Below are 19,829 nucleotides of genomic sequence, written 5' to 3'. Positions count from 1 at the left end.
GCCCCGCGTCGCACCCCCTTGACCCGGCCGCGAATTACGCGACGCTTCGACGCATGGCCCTGCTGGACTGGATTGCGCCGGAGAGCGGACTTCGCGTCGAGGGTGAGGGGGTCTGGCTGCGTCCGCCGCGCGCCTCCGACTTCACCGACTGGCGCGAGCTGCGCGCCCACAGCCGGGCGTTCCTGCAGCCGTGGGAACCCACCTGGCCGGCCGACGACCTGAGCCGCGCCGCCTTTCGCCGCCGCCTCCTGGCCTATGCCCGCGACCGCGAGGCGGGGCTGGCCTATCCGTTTTTCGTGTTCCGCGCCTCGGACGACGCCCTGACCGGCGGCATCACCCTCTCCAACGTCCGCCGCGGCGTCGCCCAGATGGGGTCGGTGGGCTACTGGTGCGGCCGGCCCTTCACCCGCCAGGGCCTGACCCTGGGCGCCGTGCGCGGCTTGAGCGAGTTCGCCTTCCGCACCCTGGCGCTCCACCGGCTGGAGGCGGCCTGCATTCCCGACAACGCACCCTCGCGAAAACTGCTCGCCAGGGCCGGGTTCGCCGAGGAGGGGTTCGCCCAGGCTTATCTGAAAATTAACGGCGCTTGGCGAGACCATGTCCTGTTCGGTCGGCTGTCGCCCTACGGGGGACATGACGGGCCGGACGAGGGGGTATCGGTCTGAGGCCGAACCTCGGTGGTGTGGGCTCGGGCTTCGGGACGGAATGGCCAACGAACGTTGGATCTGGGACGCGACGGCCACGCTTGAGGCCCTCGGCGCGGCGGAAGTCGCCCTGTGGGTCTGGGAGCCTGAGAAGGACCGTCTGCGCCTGACCGGTTCCACCCGGCCGCTCGGCCTGGGTCCGTTGGCCCCCGACTGTTCCTCCGCCGCCTTCCGCGCCCTGGCCCTGCCCCAGGACCGCGCCATCGCCGAGGATATCCTGCGCCTGCAGCCGCCGGGCGGCGAGGTGGCCGTGCGCCTGCGGCTGCGCGGCGGGGCCCCCTGCATCTGGCGCGGCGTCTGGCTGGAGGAGGGCGTGCGCGCCGCCGGCGTGGTCGCCGCCGAGGTGCGGTTCGCGGCCTCCGGCGTCGATACCCTGACCGGACTCGCCAACCGCGAAAGCTTCATCACCCTGGCCCGTGAGCGCCTGCAGACTCCGGGCGAGCACGAGCTGATCGTCGCCGACCTGGACCGCCTGCGCCGGCTCAACGAGGCGCTGGGTCACGAGCGGGCCGACCTGGTGCTGGCCGCCCTGGGCTCGCGCCTGGCCGCCGCCTTCCCGCCCGGGGCCCTGCTGGCGCGGATCGGCGAGGACGAGTTCGCCGCCATGGCGCCCCTGGGCGCCTCGCCCGGCGCCGAGACCCTGCGCCACGCCCTGGAACAGCCGCTGCGGGTGGCCGGCTTCGACATCCACCCGACCCTTTCCATCGGCGCCGTGCGCGCGCCCGGCGGCGAGGAGGCTCCGGAGGCCACCGAACTGCTGCGCCGCGCCGAGCTGGCGGTGGAATCGGCCAAGCGCCACGGTCGCGGCGGCGCCGCCGCTTATGGCCGCGGCCTGGAGACCGACGGCCTGTCCCGCCTGGCCCTGGAAGGCGACCTCAAGGGCGCGCTGCGCCGTGGCGAGCTGATGCCCTTCTACCAGCCGATCGTGCGCCTCTCGACCGGCGCGCTCTCCGGCTTCGAGGCCCTGGTCCGCTGGCGCCACCCGCGCCGCGGCCTGGTGATGCCCGACGACTTCCTGCCGCTCTGCGAAGAGATGGGCCTGATGCCCGAGCTGGGCGCGATGATGATGCGCGAGGCCTCCAAGCAGCTGGCCATCTGGCGCAAGCGCCACCGCGCCGCCGGCGAGCTCACCGTGGCCGTGAACCTCTCCACCGGCGAGCTCGACCGCCCCGACCTGGTCGCCGACGTCAAGGCGATCCGCGCCGAGACCGGCCTGCCGCCGGGCGCGCTGAAGCTGGAAGTTACCGAGGGCGACGTCATGCGCGACCCGGACCGCGCCGCCGTGGTGCTGCACGAACTGCGCCAGGCCGGCGCCGCCCTGGCCCTGGACGACTTCGGCACCGGCTTCTCGTCGCTCAGCTACCTCACCCGCCTGCCGTTCGACACCCTGAAGATCGACCGCTACTTCGTGCGCACCATGGCCAGCAACCCGGGCTCCGTGAAGATCGTCACCTCGGTGGTCAAGCTGGGCCAGGACCTCGATATGGAAGTCGTCGCCGAGGGCGTCGAGAACGCCGGCATGGCCCGCCAGCTCCTCTCGCTGGGCTGCGACTACGGCCAGGGCTTCGGCTATGCCCCCGCCCTCTCGGCTCAGGAAGCCGAAGTCTACCTCAACGAAAGCTACGTCGACGGCGCGGCCCCGGTAAAGGCGCGCGGCTGACCCGCGCCCAGTCGCGAAGGTCCTACCCCCGTTGGGGGAGGAATTGGGCGCCCGCGACTGAGCCCGAGCTCGACCCCGACGACGCCCTACGCCCGCCCACCCTCGGCGCTCAGGAATTTCGGGTCGATGCGCAGCTTGGCCAGCGCACGGGTCCACTTGCTGTGGTAGTCGTCGTCGAACACCAGGGCCTCGTCGGCGTCGCAGGTGAGCCAGACGTTCTCGCGGATCTCGTGCTCCAGCTGCCCGGCGCCCCAGCCTGCGTAGCCCAGCGCCAGGATCGCCCGGCGGGGCTGCGCATTGCGGCGGCCCATGGCCTCCAGCACCTCGCGGGTGGTGGTCAGCGCCAGGCCGCCGTCCACCTCCAGGCTGTGCTCGGCGCGGTAGTCGTCGGTGTGGAGCACGAAGCCGCGCTCGACCTCCACCGGCCCGCCCACCAGCACCAAGTCGTCGTCCAGCTTGCCGCTCGTCCGGATCTTCAGCCGCTCCAGCAGGTCGGGGATGGTCAGGCCCTCGACCGGCCGGTTCACGGCGATGCCCATGGCGTGGTCGCCATCGTGGGCGCAGACCAGGATCAGCGACCGCTCGAAGCGCGGGTCGCCGATCCCCGGCATGGCGATCAGCATCTGGCCGTTGAGGAACGCGCCGTCCATGACCGAAAGATTCCGCCGGATCGTGGCGACATCAAGGGGCTGTGTTCGCCAGCCGGAAATCGAGGTTACCGTCCGGCCGTCCGATCGGCTATCAGCGTCATTTCCTGTTCCCCCCAAAGCCAAGGAATTCACCGCCATGACCATCAAAGTGGGCGACAAGGTCCCCGACGTGACCATCAGCCAGGCGACCGCCGAAGGCCCCAAGCCGGTCCAGACGGGCGCGTTCTTCGCCGGCAAGACCGTGGCCCTGTTCGCCCTGCCGGGCGCCTTCACCCCCACCTGCTCGGCCAAGCACCTGCCGGGCTTCAAGCAGCTCGGCCCCGAGCTGAAGGCCAAGGGCGTCGATGTGATCGCCTGCCTGTCGGTGAACGACGCCTTCGTGATGAAGGCCTGGGGCGAGGACCAGGCGGTCGGCGACGACATCGTCATGCTGGGCGACGGCAACGGCGATTTCACCGCCGCCGTCGGCCTGGAGATGGACGGCAGCCGCTTCGGCCTGGGCAAGCGCTCGCAGCGCTACTCCATGGTGGTCAAGGACGGCGTGGTGACCGAGCTCAACGTCGAGCAGGGCGGCGAGTTCAAGGTCTCCGCCGCCGACTACATGCTGGCCCAGCTGTAGGCGCCATACCCACCCCCGTAGATCGTCATCCCGCGGACAAGCCGCGGGATGACGGTCAGGGTGCTGGCAGGCGCTCACACCTTGGGAAACGGCCGGCTCAGGAACTTCGAGCCGGCCTCTCCGAACCGCCACGGGACCTCTGCCGCCTTGGTCAGGCCGATCCGAGGACCGGCCACGACCGCGCCGGCCCGGCCCTCCCGCAGCGCGAACGGCGGCGCCTCCAGCGACAGGCCATTCTGGGCCTGGGTGACGGCCAGCGCCTGGCACAGCTTGCCCGGGCCGGAGCACAGCGCGCGCGCCGGCTCAAAGCCGCGCCGGGCGCGCATGATCTCCAGCCCGGCGGTCGGCTCCAGCGCCCGGATCAGCACCGCCCCGCCGGGCTCCGCGCCGCAGACGAAGTTCATGCACCAGTGGAGGCCGTACGACCGGTAGACGTATAGGTGCGCCGGCGGCCCGAACATCACCGCGTTGCGCGGCGTCGGCCCCGGGAAGGTGTGCGAGGCGGGATCCTCGGGGTGATAGGCCTCGGTCTCCACGATCCGCCCGCCGACCCCATCCACCAATACCTCCCAGCCGATCAGATCGGGCGCCACCTGCGCCGGATGGCGAGTCCAGAACCCTTGACGCGGCGCTTTCGAAGGTCCGGAATGTCCGGCGCTGAACGAAGTCATCTGGGGAGGATGCGCCATGGCATATGTCGAGGGCCAGACCGTGCACGACGCGGACAGCCACGTCATGGAGCTGCCGGGCACCATCAACCGCTACCTCGACCCCCGGTTCCGCGACGACTTCGTGGCCAAGACCGGCCGCAAGGACGTGCTGCCCGAGTGGTTCGCGAAGGCCGCCGACAAGGCCCGCGACCCCGAATTCCTGGCCGGCGCCGAGGCCAATATCCTGCTGCGCAAGAACTACGAGGCGCTGGGCGCCTTCAGGGCCGACGACCGGCCCCGGACCCTGGACTACCTGGGCTTCGCCAGCCAGCTGGTGTTCACCACCGCCTGCCTGTCGAACTTCGGCCTGGAGCAGATGGGCGAGGTGGAACTGGCCGTCGAGGCCGCCCGCGCCCACAACCGCATGATGACCGAGTTCTGTTCGGTCGACCGCCGGCTGCTGGCCACCGGCTATGTGCCGCTGGTCGACCGCGCTCGCGCGCCGGAAATCGCCCGCGAGGCCATCCGCCTGGGCGCCAAGGGTCTGGTGGTCCCCTCCCGTCACCCGCCAGGCTTCTCAGCCAGCCATCGCGAGCTCGACCCGCTGTGGGCGGTGGCCCAGGAGGCGGGCGTGCCGATCCTGTTCCACGTCGGCGGCGAGGAGAAGATGCACAAGGACTACCTGGAGAACGGCCTGCCGTTCGTGAAGGACTTCCACGGCGGCGACGAGAACTTCACCTCGCTGACCTTCATGGCGATCCCGCTCAGCCTCTGGCAGACGCTCTCGGCCCTGGTCATCGACGGCGTCTTCGACCGCTTCCCGAAGCTGAAGTTCGGCGCCATCGAGCTGGGCGCCTCCTGGCTCCCCAGCCTGATGAAGTTCCTGGATAGCGGCGTCGCGGCGTTCGGCAAGGAGGAGCGCCTACAGACCCTCTCCGGCACGCCCAGCGAGATCCTGCGCCGCCAGCTGCGCGTCACCCCCTATCCGCACGAGGACGTGCGCTGGATCCTGGAGAACTCTGGCGAGGACACGGTGCTGTTCTCTTCCGACTTCCCGCACGTCGAGGGCGGCCGCAACCCGCTGAAGCGGTTCAACGACAACCTGGCCGGCGTGGACGAGGTCCTGAAGCGCAAGTTCTACCGCGACAACTTCATCGACCTGATGGGCGCAGGCCTGGACCGCACCCTGCACGACCTGCCGGCGCTGGCGGCGGCCTAGGCTCTCAGGCCACCCGCTCGGCCCGGTCCGGTCCGTGGGCGGTGGCGCGGTCCATCGCGGCCAGCAGGTCCTGCAGCTGGATGGGCTTGGAGCTGTGGTCGGTGAACCCCTGGTCCAGATAGCGCTGGCGGCCGCCGGAGGTGACGTCGGCGGTCAGGGCGACCACCGGCGTGAACTGGTTGGGGCCAGGCGTGGCGCGCAGCCGCTGCAGCACCTGCAGCCCGGTCATCCGCGGCATCTGGATGTCGGTGAGCACCAGGTCGAAGGCCTCGTCGGCCAGCCTCTCCAGCGCCTCCTCGCCGCCGGACGCCTTGATCACCACCTGGCCCAGGGCGCCGAGCAGCTGTTCCAGGACCATGAGGTTGATGGCGTTGTCGTCGATGGCCAGGATCTTCAGCCGGTCCAGGGCCACGCCCAGCGGCTCGCCGGCCTCTACCCCCGCGGCCGGCGCCTCGGACCGGACGACCGCCAACGGCAACTCGAGGTGGAAGGCGGAGCCTTCGCCGGGCGTGCTCTCCACCCAGACGCGGCCGTCCATCAGCTCCACCAGCTGCTTGACGATCGACAGCCCCAGGCCGGTGCCGCCGAACCGCCGCGCCTCGGTCTCGTCGCCCTGCGAGAAGCGGTCGAACAGGTGCGGCAGGTGCTCGGCGGCGATCCCCGGGCCGGTATCGCGCACCGCCAGATGCACCCGCGCCGTCCCGCCGTCCTGGGCCGTCAGCTCGGCGGCGATGACCACCGCGCCCCGCTCGGTGAACTTCAGCGCGTTGCCGACCAGGTTGAACAGCACCTGGCGCAGCCGCAGCGCATCGAACATCAGCGCCTGCGGCAGGTCGTCGGCGATCTCCAGCCGGAGCTCCACGCCGCGCTCGCCGGCCCGCGCGCTCCAGAAGCCCGCCACCCTCTGCAGGAACGGCCGCATCGGCTCGGCGGCCGGGGCGATCTCCAGCTTGCCGGCGTCGATCTTGGACACGTCCAGGATATCGTTGAGGATCGACAGCAGGTACTCGCCGGACTCGATCAGCACGTCGATCCGCTCCATCTGGACCGAATCGGCCTCATCGCGCTTGAGCAGCTGGGCCATGCCCAGGACGCCGTTCATCGGCGTGCGGATCTCATGGCTCATGGTGGCCAGGAAGTTCGACTTGGCGTTGCTGGCGCGCCGCGCGACCTCGCGGGCGGCGTCGGCGGCGGTGCGCTCGGCCACCGCCTGGTCGCGGGCCTTGGCCAGTTCGTCGACCGCGGCCAGGCTGTCGATGAAGGCGGTGTGCCAGGTGGAGATGGTGTTGTCCGCCCCCTGGGAGACCATCACCAGCAGGCTGAACAGGATCACCAGGCCCATCAGGATGGCGACGGCGACGGGCAGGGTCGAGAACGCGATCGCCATCGCCGCCATCTCGATCAGCAGCGGCCCGCAGAAGGCCCAGAAGACGGTCCGCGACAGCGCGCCTGCGCCCATGCCCGCCGCCATCAGGGTGGCCAGCTGGAGACCGGCGACGGCGTACTCCCCCAGGCCTCCATGGGCGGCCATGACCAGGTTGGGCGCGGTGTAGACGATCACCCGCGAGACGCACAGCAGAGCCACCTTGGGCATGCCCTCGGCGTCCCCGACGCCGTGCGCGGTGGCGAGCCAGCGCTTTAGCAGGCTCTGCTGGATGACGTCGGCCACGCCGGCGGTGACGAACAGCCAGGTGGCCAGCCACGGGTGGCCCAGCAGCAGCATCGCGCCGGCGGCGACGGCATTGAAGGTCCAGTGCGCCCAGATCGGGAGGCGGAAGGCGAGGAGGACCAGCTGATAGGCGGTCAGGCCGGCGTCTACGGGAATTCCACGCCCCTGCGGGGTCGGCGACCCGACGTTGGCGCTAGCCTCTGACATCTCACGCTTCCCCATCGCAGGATCGTAGGGGTCAGAGATGAATCAACGGCGAACGGGGTCGGTCGCGGACCGCCGCGAACCTAGCCCGCCAGGGCGGCGGCGGTCGTGGTCTCCAGGTCGCCCGCGCCGTCGGCTATGCCGTCGGCCTGGCCGGGGGCCAGGCTCAGCACCTGGCTGGCGTAGAGCCGCGCCAGGCCGCCCTTGGCCACCAGCCACGGGTCGTCCGACCCGGCCGCCGCCAGCGCCTGGCGGCCCAGCACCCAGCCGCCGACCACGTCGCCGGCCAGCTTCAGGAACGGCGTCGCCACGGCCAGCGCCGTGATGTTGTCGGCGGCAACCACGGCGTCCGAGGCTCGCTCCAGCGCCGCGACCCCGGCGGCCAGCCGCTGACCGACCGCGGCCAGGCCCGGCGCCTCCTGGAGCATCTCGGCGGTGGCCTGCATGTCGGCGCACAGCGCCCGGAGCGTCTCGCCGCCGTTCAGCCGCACCTTGCGGCCGACCAGGTCCATGGCCTGGATGCCGTTGGTGCCTTCGTAGATCGGCGCGATGCGGGCGTCGCGGTAGTGCTGGGCCGCGCCGGTCTCCTCGATGAAGCCCATGCCGCCGTGGATCTGCACCCCCTGCGAGGCCACCTCCACGCCGACGTCGGTGGACCACGCCTTGGCGATCGGGGTCAGCAGCTCCTGGCGCGCCCTAGCCGCCGCGCGGTCCGCCTCGCTGCCGGCCAGGCGGGCCAGGTCGGCCAGCACGCCGGTGGTCAGGCAGATGCCGCGCGCCGCCTCGATCTTGGCCTTCATCAGCATCAGGGTGCGGCGCACGTCCGGGTGGCCATAGATCGCGCCGTCGGCGCCCCAGGCGGCGCGCCCCTGCCGGCGCTCCTGGCTGAATTCCAGCGCCTGCTGGAAGGCCCGCTCGGCGATCGCGACCCCCTGGACCCCCACCTGCAGGCGCGCGGCGTTCATCATCACGAACATGTTGGGCAGGCCCTGGCCCAGCTCGCCGACCAGCTCGGCTTGCGCGCCCTCGAACAGCATCACGCAGGTGGGCGAGCCGTGGATGCCCAGCTTGTGCTCGATCGACCCCGCCCGCAGGTCGTTGAGGCCGCCCAGCGATCCGTCGTCCCGGACCTCCCGCTTGGTGGTCAGGAACAGGCTGATGCCCTTCACCCCGGGCGGCGCGTCGGGGGTGCGGGCCAGCACCAGGTGGCAGATGTTGTCGGCCGCGTCGTGGTCGCCCCAGGTGATGAAGATCTTCTGCCCCGAGAGGCGGTAGCCGCCGGCCCCGTCGGGATCGGCGCGGGTGGTCAGCGCCGCCAGGTCCGAGCCGGCCTGTGGCTCGGTCAGGTTCATGGCGCCGGTCCACTCGCCGCTGACCAGCTTTGGCAGCACAAGCCGCTTCTGGCGCTCGCTGCCGTGCAGGGCCAGGGCCTCGATGGCCGCCTGGGTCAGCATCGGGCACAGGCCGAACGCCATGTTCGCGGCGTGGATCATCTCGAACACCGCCAGCTCCATGGCCTTCGACAGGCCCTGGCCGCCGTGCTCCGGATCGGCCGACAGCGAGTTCCAGCCCTGCTCGACGAAGTGGCGGTAGGCGTCGGCGAATCCCGGCGCGGCGGTGACCCGGCCGTTCTCATAGCGCGCGCCATCCAGGTCGCCCTTGCGGTTCAGCGGCGCCAGTTCGTGGTCGGCGAACGCGGCGGCGGCCTCAAGCACGGCCTGCACGGTGTCGTCGTCCAGGTCGGGAAAGGCCAGGGCCAGCAGCTGCGGATGGCCGGCCGCCTTGAGGGCGAAGGCCAGGTCGCGGGTCGGGGCGCGGAAGGTCATGGGCGTCTCTTGCGGTTCGGCCGTTTCTAGAGTGCGTCTGGCGGCAGTTGGACTCGGTTTCGCGTCGGCTGGCCCACTTATTTTGCCGGCCGCCGCGCCCACGCGGCGCGAAGCCGGCATATACTGACGCCAACGGCGCCTGGACGGGGCCGGCCGGCGATGCGTTTTCCGATCCGAAGGAGCGTCCTGGATGCTGCGCCGCGTTTCGCTGGCCCCCGTGTTGGCCCCTATGCTGGCCCTGGTCCTCTTGGCCACGGGCGCCGCGGCCGCCGCGGACCCCACGATCCACGATCCGGCCAAGGTCCCGGCGGGCGCCTATGCGATGGACCCGCGCCACGCCAGCCTGATCATCAAGATCCCCCACATGGGCGGCTTCTCGCACTACACCATGCGGTTCAACACCCTGAGCGGCATGTTCACCTACGACCCGGCCGCCTGGCAGACCACCAAGGTGGCGATCACCGTCGACCCGAGGTCCGTCGACACCGCCGACAACGTGTTCAGCAAGACCATCGCCGGCTACTTCGAGCCAGAGAAGTACCCGACGATCACCTTCAACTCGACCGCCCTGACCTCGGACGCCGAGGGCCACGGCCAGCTCACCGGCGACCTGACCTTCCACGGGGTCACCAAGCCGGTGACCCTGGACGTGGCGTTCAACGGCTATGGATCTGGCTTTCCAGTGAGCGGGCCGCGCATGGGCTTTTCGGGCACAGGCAAGATCAAGCGCTCGGATTTCGGCGTGACGGCCGCCAGGCCTTTCGCCGGCGACATGGTCGACCTAGTCTTCGAAGCCGAGTTCGTGAAGAAGTAGTCCATGTCCGAACAGACCCGCGCCGCGCGCTATTCCGCGCTGGCCATCGCGCTGCACTGGACGATCGCGGCGCTGATCGTGCTGCAGATCGTCATCGCCGGGCGGATGGAGGGTCGCACGCCCGAGGCGTTCGCGGTCGTCCAGTTTCACAAGTCGATCGGCATCACCGTCCTGCTGCTCAGCCTGGCGCGGCTGGCCTGGCGGGTGGTCAACCCGCCGCCGCCCGAGCCGGCGACCCTGGCCGGCTGGGAGCGGACGCTCTCCACGGTGGTGCACTGGGCCTTCTACGTCGTGATGATCGGCATGCCGCTGACCGGCTGGATCATGGTCTCGGCCAGCCGGATCGTGCTGCCGACCCTGCTGTTCGGCCACATCCCCTGGCCGCACCTCCCGGGCCTGCCGGAGCTGGCGCCGGCGGCCAAGAAGGTCTGGCACGACACCGCCCGCGACGCCCACCACCTGATCATCAAGGGCGCCTATGTCCTGATCGCCCTGCATGTGGCCGGCGCCCTGAAGCACCAGCTGTTCACCCGCAACGAGCCGGTGCTGGCGCGCATGGCCCCCGGCGCGGTCGGCGGCCGCTGGCTGGAGCCGCGGCTGTTCGCGATCCTGGCCGGCGTGATCGCGGTGATCGCCTTCGGCAAGCTCTATGAGCCGCCGCGTCCGGCCATGGGCGTGCTGCCCCCGCCGCCGGTCGCGCCCGCGGAGCCTGTCGCACCGACCCCTCCCGCGCCCGTCGTCGCCCCCGCACCCGCCGCAGCCGCCGCGGCGCCGGAGCCCGTGCTCAGCGCGCCGGCGAAATGGGCCGTGACGCCGGACTCCACGCTCGGCTTCGCCACCGCCTGGAGCGGCGACGCGATCCAGGGGCGGTTCGACAAATGGACCGCCGACATCCTGTTCAGCCCCGACGCCCTGGACGGGTCCAGGGTCAGCGTCGCCATCGACCTAGCCTCGGCGAAGACCGGCGACGAGCAGCGCGACGCCAGCCTGCCCTCCGGCGACTGGTTCGACACCGCGAGCCATCCCAAGGCCACCTTCACCGCGACCAGGTTCAGCAAGACCGGCGAGGGCCGCTTCGTGGCCCACGGGACGCTCAGCCTGCGCGGGGTCAGCCGGCCGCTGAACCTGCCGTTCCGGCTCAAGATCACCGGCGACAGGGCCGAGGTCAGCGGTGTAACCAGCCTCGACCGGACCGCGTTCGGGGTTGGGCAGGGCGAGTGGAAGAGCACCGATCAGATCCCGGCCAAGGTGACCGTGACCATCGCCCTGAAGGCGAAGCGGATGTAGCCGCCGCGGCCGCCGCGCTCGCCGCCGGCGGCCTGGTGCTGATGCCCACCGAGACGGTCTACGGCCTGGCCGCCGACGCCGCCAATGCGCGGGCCGTCGCCGCCGTCTACGAGGCCAAGGGCCGCCCCAGCTTCAACCCCCTGATCGCCCACGTGACCGATGTGGCCATGGCGCGCCGGATCGCCCGCTTCGACGCCCGGGCCGAGGCCCTGGCCGCGCGGTTCTGGCCGGGGCCGCTGACCCTGGTGCTGCCGGTGCTCGACCCCGAGGCGGTCTGCGACCTGGCCCGCGCCGGCCTGGACACCGTCGCAATCCGCGCGCCAGGTCATCCGCTGCCCCACGCCCTGATCCAGGCCCTGGGCCGCCCCATCGTCGCACCCTCCGCCAACCGCTCCGGCCGGCCCAGCCCGACCACGTTCGCCGACGCCGTGGAGGAGACGGGCAAGGCGGCCGCCGCGGCGCTCGACGGCGGCCCCTGCGCGATCGGCCTCGAGTCGACGGTGGTCGCGTTGCTGGACCAGCCCCGCCTGCTGCGCCCCGGCGCCGTCACCCGCGCCGAGATCGAAGCGGTCATCGGCCCGCTCAGCGAAGCCGAAGCCGACGCGAAACGCTCCCCCGGCCGTCTCGCCCGCCACTACGCGCCCAACGCCCCGGTGCGTCTGGACGTCGAGACTCCTAGGCCCGGCGAAGCCTGGTTGTCCTTCGGCCCCGCCGGCCAGGGCCCCTGGAACCTCAGCCCTTCCGGCGACCTCCACGAAGCCGCGACTAACCTCTTCGCCTACCTCCGCGCCGCCGACCGCTCACAGCCCACGGCCATCGCGGTCGCCCCGATCCCGCACGGCGGCCTGGGCGAAGCGATCAACGACCGGCTTCGTCGGGCGGCGGGGTTTGTGGGCTAAGGCTTTTGCGAGGAGACCCGGTCACACGCGCGATGATCGACCCGAGAACGGACGGCTCGGACGTCCGCAACGGTTGGAGGACGGCCCCCGAGTGAGGGGCCGCTCTTTACCTTCTCCTACGAAACCTCGAAGGCAGGGTGAAAGCTGACTTCGCCTCTTGGTCGGGAGCTGTTGAGGGGCAGGCGCTGGAAGGCCCCTGGCGGCGCGTCAACGTCGTAGAGGTCCGGATCGCTCTCAAACCCAAACCGACGATAATACGCCGGGTTGCCGAACAGAACGCACCCGCCTGCGCTGAGGGATCGGAGCCGTCGGATTCCGTCGCGGATCAGGGCCTGACCGATGCCCGTGCGCTGGCGGTCCGGCCACACGGACACAGGTCCGAGGCCGTACCAGTCGCTGGCCTCTCCGTTGATCTTGACGGGCGAAAAGGCGACGTGGCCGACAATTTCGCTGCCCTCTGTCGCCACGAGCGAAAGGGTCAACGCGCCTGCCGCTCTCAACGCATCGATGACTTTAGCTTCGGTTTGATTGCTGAAAGGCATGCCCTTGAACGCCGCGTCGGTGAGCGCGCGGATAGTGGGCGCGTCCTCGGGACGCTCCAGTCGGATTCGCATGATGGTGAACCTGTAGGAAACCTAGGTGTGCAGCCGACCGAGGGACCGCGATCCCCGCGGCCCTCGCAGCTGCTGCGAGATGTCTCTGTCGTTCGAGACGCTCAGCGGGTTCCCACAGTCTCTGACATGATCCTGCCGTAGCGCGCCTGCCACAAAACGCAAGCACTCGCGGAGTCGGCCGGGGGTCGAAAGCCGCGATCGTCCGACCGCCCAGAACCGGCCGCCCGCGGGCCCAAGCCCCGACGATGACCTGCGCTATGAATACGGCGCCTCGATCGCCGACCGGATGTCCGTCTTCGCAAAGTCATCGCCCTTGTAGAGAAGGGGCAGATCAAGCCTGCTCGCGAGCGCGTAGGCAAAGCAGTCCGCCAAGTTTAACCGCGCCGGGTGCAAGCGCTTGCCGAACCGCAGGTAGGCTTCGAGAGCGGCGGGGCCAAGCTCGACGTCGTCTCGCAATTCCACCCTCAGCGATTCAAGCCAAAGGTCCAATCGGCCCTGGGTGGTGATCAGGCGTTGGCGAATGAGGATGATGCCTGTCTCAAGATAGTTCGCTGGTGACAGATAGGCCGCGTCAGTCGCGGCCAAGGCGTTCTGATATCGGCGGCGGTCGGGTTCAAACCGCGCGATGGCGATGAGCGCAGAGGCGTGGACGACGATCAATCGCCGTCCTCGTGGAAGCCGGGGATCTCGTTGATCTCATCCCATTCCGCCTTGGTCACCGGCGGCAGAGGGCCTTTGATCCCCGCCTCCTGCCAAAGCCGCTCAGTGGCCGCCTCAATCTCATCGACCGTGGGCCGGCGCCGCTTCGGCTGCGCTTCCGCCGGTGCGACGTCCAGCGCCCCGTCGATAACCGCGGTGATGCTCTGTCCGCGCAGGCTGGCCAGTTCGCGTGCCTTGCGTTCGGTCTCGGGCTTCTTGATCAGGATCGCCATGGCCAGGCTCCGGTATATATCGGAGTACATATTGGCGATCGGTCGGGCGGAAGCGTAGGTTCCGCCGATGAACGCCGCTGTCCCCGCTGACGTGATCTCGCGCCTGAAGGCGGTGCTGGGGGAGGGCGGTTGGAGCGAGGATCCGGAGCGGATCGCGCCGAAGCTGGTCGAGTGGCGGGACCGCTGGGTGGGCACCACGCCCTTTCTGGCCTTGCCGAAGACCACCGCCCAGGTCGCCGCCGTCGTCGGCGTCTGTTTCGAGGCCGGCCAGCCGATCACCACCCAGGGAGGGAACACGGGCCTGGTCGGCGGCCAGATCCCGCAGGGCGAAATCCTGCTGTCCACCGAGCGCCTGCGGGCGATCCGCGAGGTGGACGCCTATGACGACGCCCTGGTCGCCGAGGCCGGCGTGACGCTGTCGGCGGTGCATGAGGCGGCGGCGGGCGTGCGGCGGCGGTTCCCGCTGGGGCTGGCGTCGGAGGGCTCGGCGACCGTGGGCGGGGTGGTCTCCACCAACGCCGGCGGCACCCAGGTGCTGCGCTACGGCATGACCCGCAACCTGGTGCTGGGCCTGGAGGCGGTGCTGCCCAACGGCGAGGTCTGGAACGGCCTGAAACGCCTGCGCAAAGACAACACCGGCTATGACCTGAAGCAGCTGCTGATTGGCGCCGAGGGCACCCTGGGCGTGGTCACCGCCGCGGCGCTGAAGCTGTTCCCGGTGATGGCGTCGCGCGCCGTGGCGATGATCGGGGTGGCGACGCCGGAGGCTGCGCTGGAGCTGCTGTCGCGCGCCAAGGACGAGACCGGCGGGGCGGTGGAGGCCTTCGAGCTGATGGGCCGGCTGGGGGTCGAGTTCGCGCTGCGCAACATCGCCGGCACCCGCGACCCGCTGGGCGAGCCGCACCCCTGGTACGTGCTGGCCGAGTTCTCGTCCGGCGAGCCGGGCTCGGCGGAGGCGGCGATGGAGCGCTTCCTGGCGGCGGGCCTGGAGGCCGAGCTGGTCCGCGACGCCGTGGTCGCCCAGACCGAGGCTCAGTCGAAGGCGCTGTGGGCGATCCGCGAGAACCAGTCGCCGGCCCAGAAGCCCGAGGGCGCCACCTGGAAGCACGACATCGCCGTCCCGGTCAGCAAGGTGCCGGCCTTCCTCGCCGAGGCCACCGCCGCCATGGCCGCCTTCGCGCCTGGCGCGCGCATCGCCGCCTTCGGCCATGTGGGCGACGGCAACATCCACTACGACGTGCTGCGCCCCGACGGCGGCGTCGACGCCGAGCATGCGGCGCGGCGCGACGCGGGTTCGCGGATCGTGCACGACATCGTGGCGCGGCTGGAGGGCTCGATCAGCGCCGAGCATGGCCTGGGCTCGATGAAGACCGCGGAAGGCGCCCGCTACAAGAGCGAGACGGAACTGGCCGCCCAGCGCGCCATCCGCCACGCCCTGGACCCCAGGCGGATCCTGAACCCGCGGGTGCTGTTCTAGGGCGCCGTCCATGGGTCCCGGCTCTCTGCTTCGCTATGACCGGGGTGATCGCGGCGTCCACACCCTCTGGCTCGTCATCCCCGGCCTCGTGCCGGGGATCCATCGTGCCGCCGCCCAGGTCGCGGGAGCAGGCCGCGCTGCGCGGCCTGCCGCAAGGACTCGCGCAAACTGGGGCATGGATCCCCGGCACAAGGCCGGGGATGACGATCGAAGGCGGAGGAGAACGCCAAACGCCCTGAATTATCCCGACGGTCCGAGCACCCCTACCCGTCCAGCACCTGGCGCACTTTCACGGCCAGCTGTTCGACCGTGAAGGGCTTGGCCAGGAAGGCGACGTCGGCGTCCAGCATGCCATTGTGGACGATGGCGTTCTTCGTATAGCCGGTGGTGTAAAGCACCTTCAGTCCCGGCCGCGCCTCGCGGGCCTTATCGGCCAGCCGGCGGCCGTTGAGGTCGGGCATCACCACGTCGGTGAACAGCAGGTCTATCCGGCGGTCCTGGGTCAGCACCGACAGGGCCCGCCTGGCGTCGCCGGCGTGGACCGCGGTGTAGCCAAGCTCGCGCAGCGCATCGACGCTCAGGCGCCGGACCCGCTCATCGTCCTCGACCACCAGCACGACCTCCCCGCTGCGGCCGCGGGGCAGTTCGCCCAGGGTCCGGGCCGGCCCCTCGGCGGCGTCGAGCTCGCCGGTGTTGCGGGGCAGGTAGATCTTGATGGTCGTGCCGACGCCGGCCTCGGAATAGATCTTCACGTGGCCGTGGGTCTGCTTGACGAAGCCGTGCACCTGGCTGAGGCCCAGCCCCGTGCCGCGGCCGACGCCCTTGGTGGTGTAGAAGGGCTCGAACGCCCGCTCGATCACCTCGGCGGGCATGCCCGCGCCGGTGTCGCTGACCGAGATCATCACATACTGGCCCGCCGCCGCATCGGCGTTTGCCTGGGCGTAGGCGTCGTCCAGGTGGGCGTTGGAGGTCTCGATGGTCAGCCGGCCGCCGTCCGGCATGGCGTCGCGGGCGTTGACGCAGAGGTTGACGATGGCGTTCTCGAGCTGGGCGGCGTCGACGTTGGTGCGCCACAGGCCACCGGCCAGCGCGGTCTCCATCTGCACGTCCTCGCCGAGCGTGCGGCGGAGCATCTCGGACATGCCGCCCACCAGCTTGTTCACGTCCAGCACGCGCGGCGCGAGCGGCTGCTGGCGCGAAAAGGCCAGCAGGCGGGCGGTCAGTTCGGCGGCGCGGCTGGCCCCGTCCAGGGCGTTGTCGATGCCCTGCTCCGCCTTGGGGAGGTCCGTGTGCAGCCGCCGCTTGGCCAGATCCAGGGAGCCGATGACGATGGCCAGCATGTTGTTGAAGTCGTGGGCGATGCCGCCGGTCAGCTGGCCGATGGCCTGCATCTTCTGGAACTGACGGACCTGGGCCTCGGCGGCCTCGCGGCTGGCGGCCTCGGCCTGGAGGCGGGTGTTGGCCTGGGCGAGCGAGTCGGCGGCGGCCAGGGCCTCGCCCAACCGGCGGCGCCCGTCCCGGTAGGCGAAGGTCGCGAGGGCGACGACGGCCAGGCCGCTGAGCAGCAGGGCGATCCGCGTGAGGTTGCGCTCGGTCCTCGCCTGATCGGCGCGCAGGGTGAGCAGGCGCGTCTCCTCGGCCTTCATGTCCGCCACGATCGCGCGCAGGCCATCCATCAGCCGGCGGCCCTCTTCAAGGCGCCCCACCCTGGCGGCGGCGGGATCGCCCTGACGATAGCTTTCGAGGTTGGTCTGCAGGTAGGCCTTGCGCCGGTCCGCCTGGACGCGAAGCCGCGCCGCCTGGCGCATCTGGCGCGGGTTGTCGGCGACGGCCTGTTCGAGGGCGGCCATCTCCGTGTCCAGGTGCGCGAGGGCGTCGTCATAGGGGACGAGGAATTGATCGCGGCCCGTGAGCAGGTAGCCGCGTTGCCCGGTCTCGGCGTCCTGCAGGCGTGAGAGCACGTCGCTCAGCCGGTTCTCGACTTCGAGCGTATGGCGGACCAGCCGGTCGCTCTGCGCCTGCCGTTCCGTCAGCCAGATGACGCCCAGCACCGCGACCGCCAGGGCCGCGAAACCGATCAGCAGCGCGATGAGCGCGCGGTCGTTGCGAGGCCCTGCCATGCCCTGTCATCGCCGACCCTGGAACCGCGCGCAAGGCTGCCCGCTCGCCCCGCATCATCGCGGCTTGGCGCCGGGCTGAAGTCACGGCAAAGGATCGGCCATGCTGATCGTGCTTTCCCCGGCCAAGGCGCTGGATTTCTCCGCGGCGCCGCCGCAGGCCGCGGTGAGCCTGCCGGAACTGGCCGACCAGACCGCCGAACTGGCCAAGACCACGCGGCGGCTCAGCGTGCGCGACCTGAAGCGTCTGATGTCGCTGTCCGACAACCTCGCGAAACTCAACCGCGAGCGGTTCCAGGCCTTCGACCCCCAGTCCGACGACGGCCTGCAGGCCGCCTTCGCCTTCAACGGCGACGTCTACGCCGGCCTGCGGGCGCGCGAGCTGGACAGGAAGGCCCTGGCCTGGGCGCAGGATCACGTCCGCATCCTGTCGGGCCTCTACGGCGTGCTGCGGCCGCTCGACGCCATCCAGCCCTATCGCCTGGAGATGGGTACGCGCCTGAAGACCCGCCGCGGCCAGAGCCTATACGATTTCTGGGGCCCGCGGGTGGCCCAGGCGCTGGACCGGGCGGCCGAGAGCCACAGGGAGCGCGTGGTCGTCAACTGTGCGAGCGGCGAGTATTTCGGCGCGGTGGACCGCAAGGCGCTGAAGGCCCCGGTGGTCGCCTGCCGGTTCCTGGAGGAGAAGGACGGCGAGGCGCGCATCCTGTCGTTCTTCGCCAAGCGGGCGCGCGGCGCGATGGCCCGCTACGCCATCGACAACCGCATCGAGGCGGTCCGGGACCTGCGCAGCTTCGACCGCGACGGCTACCGGTTCCAGCCGCATCTCTCATCGGACGAGGAGATGACCTTCTCGCGGCCGCAACCGCCGCCGGTGGCGCAGACCAGGGTCGGGAAGAGCGCCTGACCTAGACTCCGGTCAGTTGAAGGCCCGAGGCCCGGCGGAAGCCGCGGGTCGGGCGGAAGCGCCAGGTGCGCTCGGCGGCGGGCAGGTCGTGGGCGTCCCAGAGCACCTCGGCGGTCCCCTGCAGCTGCAGCAGGCGACCGGTGGCGAAGTCCACGAACAGCAGGGCCGCGCGCGGCTCGAGCAGCAGATTCCCCAGGGTGTTGAAGTAGCGGTTGCCCCGGTAGTCGGGGATCACCAGCGCGTCGCCCTCGATCCGCACGAAGCCGGCTGGCCCGCCGCGATGCGAGACGTCGACACCGCCGCCCTCCACCCCCGCGCCGCTGGAGGTGGCGACGAAGAAGGTGTCGGCCGCCGCGATCTGGGCGCGAGCGACGTCGTTCAGGCCTTCGAAGGTCTCGACCGGCCCCGCCACGTGCGGATCGACCGTGAGGCCGCGCCGATGGATATATTGCGGACAGTTGCCGAAGCTCTGCTCGACCGTGACGATCAGGCCAAGCTCGCCGGCGAAGGCGATGCGGCCGTTGGCGCGGTTGCGGCGCCGGGTCTGCGGATCGAGGCCCAGCAGGCCGACCGGCGCTCCGGCCACCAGGCGCCGCCCGGCCGGGTCGGGGCTGACCGCGGCGATCGCCAGCGTCTCCGGATCGGGGCTGGCGACGAAGCCCTCGCCGCCGGTCAGCGGGGTGGCCATCGGCGCGCCGGCGTCGTCCACCGTCGCGGCCACCAGGAACGGCAGCTGGGCGAAGAACAGCCGCTGCTGGTCGGGCATGAAATCACGGATGCCCCCGCCGCCCGGGGCATAGTCGCCGCCGGCCAGCACATGGGCCCGCAACTCGCCCACATGCCAGGGACCCGCATCCATCACGCCGCGCTCGGCATGGGCTTGAGACCGGGCAGGGCCTCGACCCGGGCCACCCAGTCGGTGACGGCGGAATAGGGGCCCAGGTCGATGCCGCCCTCCGGCGCGCGGGCGATGTAGGGATAGCAGGCGATGTCGGCCAGGGTCGGGAACGCGCCCGCAAGCCAGGGCTGGGTCGCCAGGGTCTGGTCCATGAAGGCTAGCAGCCGCGCGGCGACCGCATGGGCGTCGGCGAGGTCGGTCTTGAGGCCGAACAGGTGGACGGCCCGCGCATTGGCCGGGCCATACTTGATCTCGCCGGCCGAGATCGACAGCCAGCGCTGCACCCCGGCGGCGGCGGCCGGGTCCTGCGGCAGCCAGGAACCCTCCGGGTCGTAGCGGCGGGCCAGGTAGACCAGGATGGCGTTGGAGTCGGCCAGCGCCAGATCGCCGTCCTCCAGCACCGGAATCTGGCGCAGCGGGTTGAGCCGGGCGAAGGCCTCGGCCTGCCGCTGCGGGGCGCCCGCGTCCACATTGTCGAACGGCAGTCCCAGCAGGCGAAGGAACATCTCCACCTTGTGGCTGTGGCCGGAAAGCGCGAGGCCGTGAAGGCGGATAGAGGCGGGCATGGTCGGCTCCGGGAGGCTGGTCCCGGGAACTTAGGCGTCGCGTCCGGAGACGATAAGCGGCCAACGCCGCAAATCAGAATTCCATCGGCGGCAATGATCGGCGCGATGAACTGGCGT

The 19,829-nt window shown here is 70.9% G+C and carries 19 protein-coding genes; 9 read left to right on the top strand and 10 right to left on the bottom strand.

The window, feature by feature from the left end; translation table 11 throughout:
* The first annotated feature begins 53 nt into the window (after nucleotides 1–53).
* Both Q0R13_RS05850 and Q0R13_RS05845 read left to right on the top strand, forming a co-directional pair.
* Nucleotides 54–665, top strand: a complete 612-nt coding sequence (locus Q0R13_RS05850; protein WP_293900869.1) for a GNAT family protein — start codon at nucleotides 54–56, stop codon at nucleotides 663–665.
* A gap of 40 nt (nucleotides 666–705) precedes the next feature.
* A complete protein-coding gene (locus Q0R13_RS05845) occupies nucleotides 706–2,364 on the top strand; it encodes a bifunctional diguanylate cyclase/phosphodiesterase (protein WP_293900866.1) in 1,659 nt (552 codons plus the stop codon).
* Between the two features lie 86 nt (nucleotides 2,365–2,450).
* On the opposite strand, the gene Q0R13_RS05840 is transcribed toward Q0R13_RS05845, so the two are convergent.
* Nucleotides 2,451–3,014: a YqgE/AlgH family protein gene (locus Q0R13_RS05840; protein ID WP_293900863.1), complete on the bottom strand. Its 564-nt coding sequence runs from the start codon at nucleotides 3,012–3,014 to the stop codon at nucleotides 2,451–2,453.
* A gap of 136 nt (nucleotides 3,015–3,150) precedes the next feature.
* Between Q0R13_RS05840 and Q0R13_RS05835 the strand changes: the two genes are divergently transcribed.
* On the top strand, nucleotides 3,151–3,633 hold the full coding sequence (locus Q0R13_RS05835) for a peroxiredoxin (RefSeq protein ID WP_293900860.1): 483 nt from the start codon (nucleotides 3,151–3,153) through the stop codon (nucleotides 3,631–3,633).
* Between the two features lie 74 nt (nucleotides 3,634–3,707).
* Here the strand turns inward: Q0R13_RS05835 and Q0R13_RS05830 are convergent, their stop codons facing one another.
* Complete coding sequence (locus Q0R13_RS05830; RefSeq protein ID WP_293900857.1) at nucleotides 3,708–4,304, bottom strand: DNA-3-methyladenine glycosylase; 597 nt, start codon at nucleotides 4,302–4,304, stop codon at nucleotides 3,708–3,710.
* Between the two features lie 16 nt (nucleotides 4,305–4,320).
* Between Q0R13_RS05830 and Q0R13_RS05825 the strand changes: the two genes are divergently transcribed.
* Nucleotides 4,321–5,502, top strand: a complete 1,182-nt coding sequence (locus Q0R13_RS05825) for an amidohydrolase family protein (RefSeq protein WP_293900854.1) — start codon at nucleotides 4,321–4,323, stop codon at nucleotides 5,500–5,502.
* A 4-nt stretch (nucleotides 5,503–5,506) separates the two neighbouring features.
* Here the strand turns inward: Q0R13_RS05825 and Q0R13_RS05820 are convergent, their stop codons facing one another.
* On the bottom strand, nucleotides 5,507–7,378 hold the full coding sequence (locus Q0R13_RS05820; RefSeq protein WP_293900851.1) for an ATP-binding protein: 1,872 nt from the start codon (nucleotides 7,376–7,378) through the stop codon (nucleotides 5,507–5,509).
* Nucleotides 7,379–7,458: 80 nt separating this feature from the next.
* Nucleotides 7,459–9,201 carry an acyl-CoA dehydrogenase gene (locus Q0R13_RS05815; RefSeq protein WP_293900848.1) on the bottom strand — a complete coding sequence of 581 codons (1,743 nt, stop codon included), beginning with the start codon at nucleotides 9,199–9,201 and terminating at the stop codon, nucleotides 7,459–7,461.
* A 190-nt stretch (nucleotides 9,202–9,391) separates the two neighbouring features.
* Here Q0R13_RS05815 and Q0R13_RS05810 point away from each other — a divergent pair, with 190 nt between their 5' ends.
* The 3 genes from Q0R13_RS05810 to Q0R13_RS05800 are packed head-to-tail and all read left to right on the top strand — an operon-like array spanning nucleotide 9,392 to nucleotide 12,201.
* A complete protein-coding gene (locus tag Q0R13_RS05810; RefSeq protein WP_293900845.1) occupies nucleotides 9,392–10,015 on the top strand; it encodes a YceI family protein in 624 nt (207 codons plus the stop codon).
* A 3-nt stretch (nucleotides 10,016–10,018) separates the two neighbouring features.
* Nucleotides 10,019–11,302 carry a YceI family protein gene (locus tag Q0R13_RS05805; protein WP_293900842.1) on the top strand — a complete coding sequence of 428 codons (1,284 nt, stop codon included), beginning with the start codon at nucleotides 10,019–10,021 and terminating at the stop codon, nucleotides 11,300–11,302.
* Complete coding sequence (locus Q0R13_RS05800; protein WP_293900839.1) at nucleotides 11,233–12,201, top strand: L-threonylcarbamoyladenylate synthase; 969 nt, start codon at nucleotides 11,233–11,235, stop codon at nucleotides 12,199–12,201. The genes Q0R13_RS05805 and Q0R13_RS05800 overlap by 70 nt, the downstream gene beginning before the upstream one ends.
* A 116-nt stretch (nucleotides 12,202–12,317) precedes the next feature.
* On the opposite strand, the gene Q0R13_RS05795 is transcribed toward Q0R13_RS05800, so the two are convergent.
* The 3 genes from Q0R13_RS05795 to Q0R13_RS05785 all read right to left on the bottom strand — a co-directional run bounded on the left by Q0R13_RS05795 (nucleotide 12,318) and on the right by Q0R13_RS05785 (nucleotide 13,747).
* Nucleotides 12,318–12,815 (bottom strand): N-acetyltransferase, encoded by a 498-nt coding sequence (locus Q0R13_RS05795; RefSeq protein WP_293900836.1) that lies wholly within the window; start codon nucleotides 12,813–12,815, stop codon nucleotides 12,318–12,320.
* Between the two features lie 255 nt (nucleotides 12,816–13,070).
* Entirely contained in the window at nucleotides 13,071–13,475 is a 405-nt protein-coding gene (locus Q0R13_RS05790) for a type II toxin-antitoxin system VapC family toxin (protein ID WP_293900833.1), read from the bottom strand.
* Nucleotides 13,472–13,747 (bottom strand): type II toxin-antitoxin system VapB family antitoxin, encoded by a 276-nt coding sequence (locus tag Q0R13_RS05785; protein WP_293900831.1) that lies wholly within the window; start codon nucleotides 13,745–13,747, stop codon nucleotides 13,472–13,474. Before Q0R13_RS05785 ends, Q0R13_RS05790 begins: the two co-directional genes overlap by 4 nt.
* 67 nt (nucleotides 13,748–13,814) lie before the next feature.
* On the opposite strand from Q0R13_RS05785, the gene Q0R13_RS05780 reads away from it, so the two are divergent.
* Entirely contained in the window at nucleotides 13,815–15,224 is a 1,410-nt protein-coding gene (locus Q0R13_RS05780) for an FAD-binding oxidoreductase (protein WP_293900828.1), read from the top strand.
* A gap of 263 nt (nucleotides 15,225–15,487) precedes the next feature.
* On the opposite strand, the gene Q0R13_RS05775 is transcribed toward Q0R13_RS05780, so the two are convergent.
* Nucleotides 15,488–17,344: a CHASE3 domain-containing protein gene (locus Q0R13_RS05775; protein ID WP_293900825.1), complete on the bottom strand. Its 1,857-nt coding sequence runs from the start codon at nucleotides 17,342–17,344 to the stop codon at nucleotides 15,488–15,490.
* A 100-nt stretch (nucleotides 17,345–17,444) separates the two neighbouring features.
* Between Q0R13_RS05775 and yaaA the strand changes: the two genes are divergently transcribed.
* Entirely contained in the window at nucleotides 17,445–18,248 is an 804-nt protein-coding gene (gene yaaA / locus Q0R13_RS05770) for a peroxide stress protein YaaA (protein ID WP_293900822.1), read from the top strand.
* A gap of 1 nt (nucleotide 18,249) precedes the next feature.
* On the opposite strand, the gene Q0R13_RS05765 is transcribed toward yaaA, so the two are convergent.
* Together Q0R13_RS05765 and Q0R13_RS05760 are read right to left on the bottom strand one after the other, a co-directional pair.
* The gene (locus tag Q0R13_RS05765) at nucleotides 18,250–19,107 is read right to left on the bottom strand and encodes a pyridoxamine 5'-phosphate oxidase family protein (protein ID WP_293900819.1); all 858 of its coding nucleotides are present in this window, start codon (nucleotides 19,105–19,107) and stop codon (nucleotides 18,250–18,252) included.
* Entirely contained in the window at nucleotides 19,107–19,712 is a 606-nt protein-coding gene (locus Q0R13_RS05760) for a glutathione S-transferase family protein (RefSeq protein ID WP_293900816.1), read from the bottom strand. Before Q0R13_RS05760 ends, Q0R13_RS05765 begins: the two co-directional genes overlap by 1 nt.
* Nucleotides 19,713–19,829 lie beyond the last annotated feature (117 nt).

The sequence above is a fragment of the Phenylobacterium sp. genome (assembly GCF_025351295.1).
Lineage (GTDB): Bacteria > Pseudomonadota > Alphaproteobacteria > Caulobacterales > Caulobacteraceae > Phenylobacterium.
This window is presented reverse-complemented; position numbering and strand designations above follow the sequence as displayed.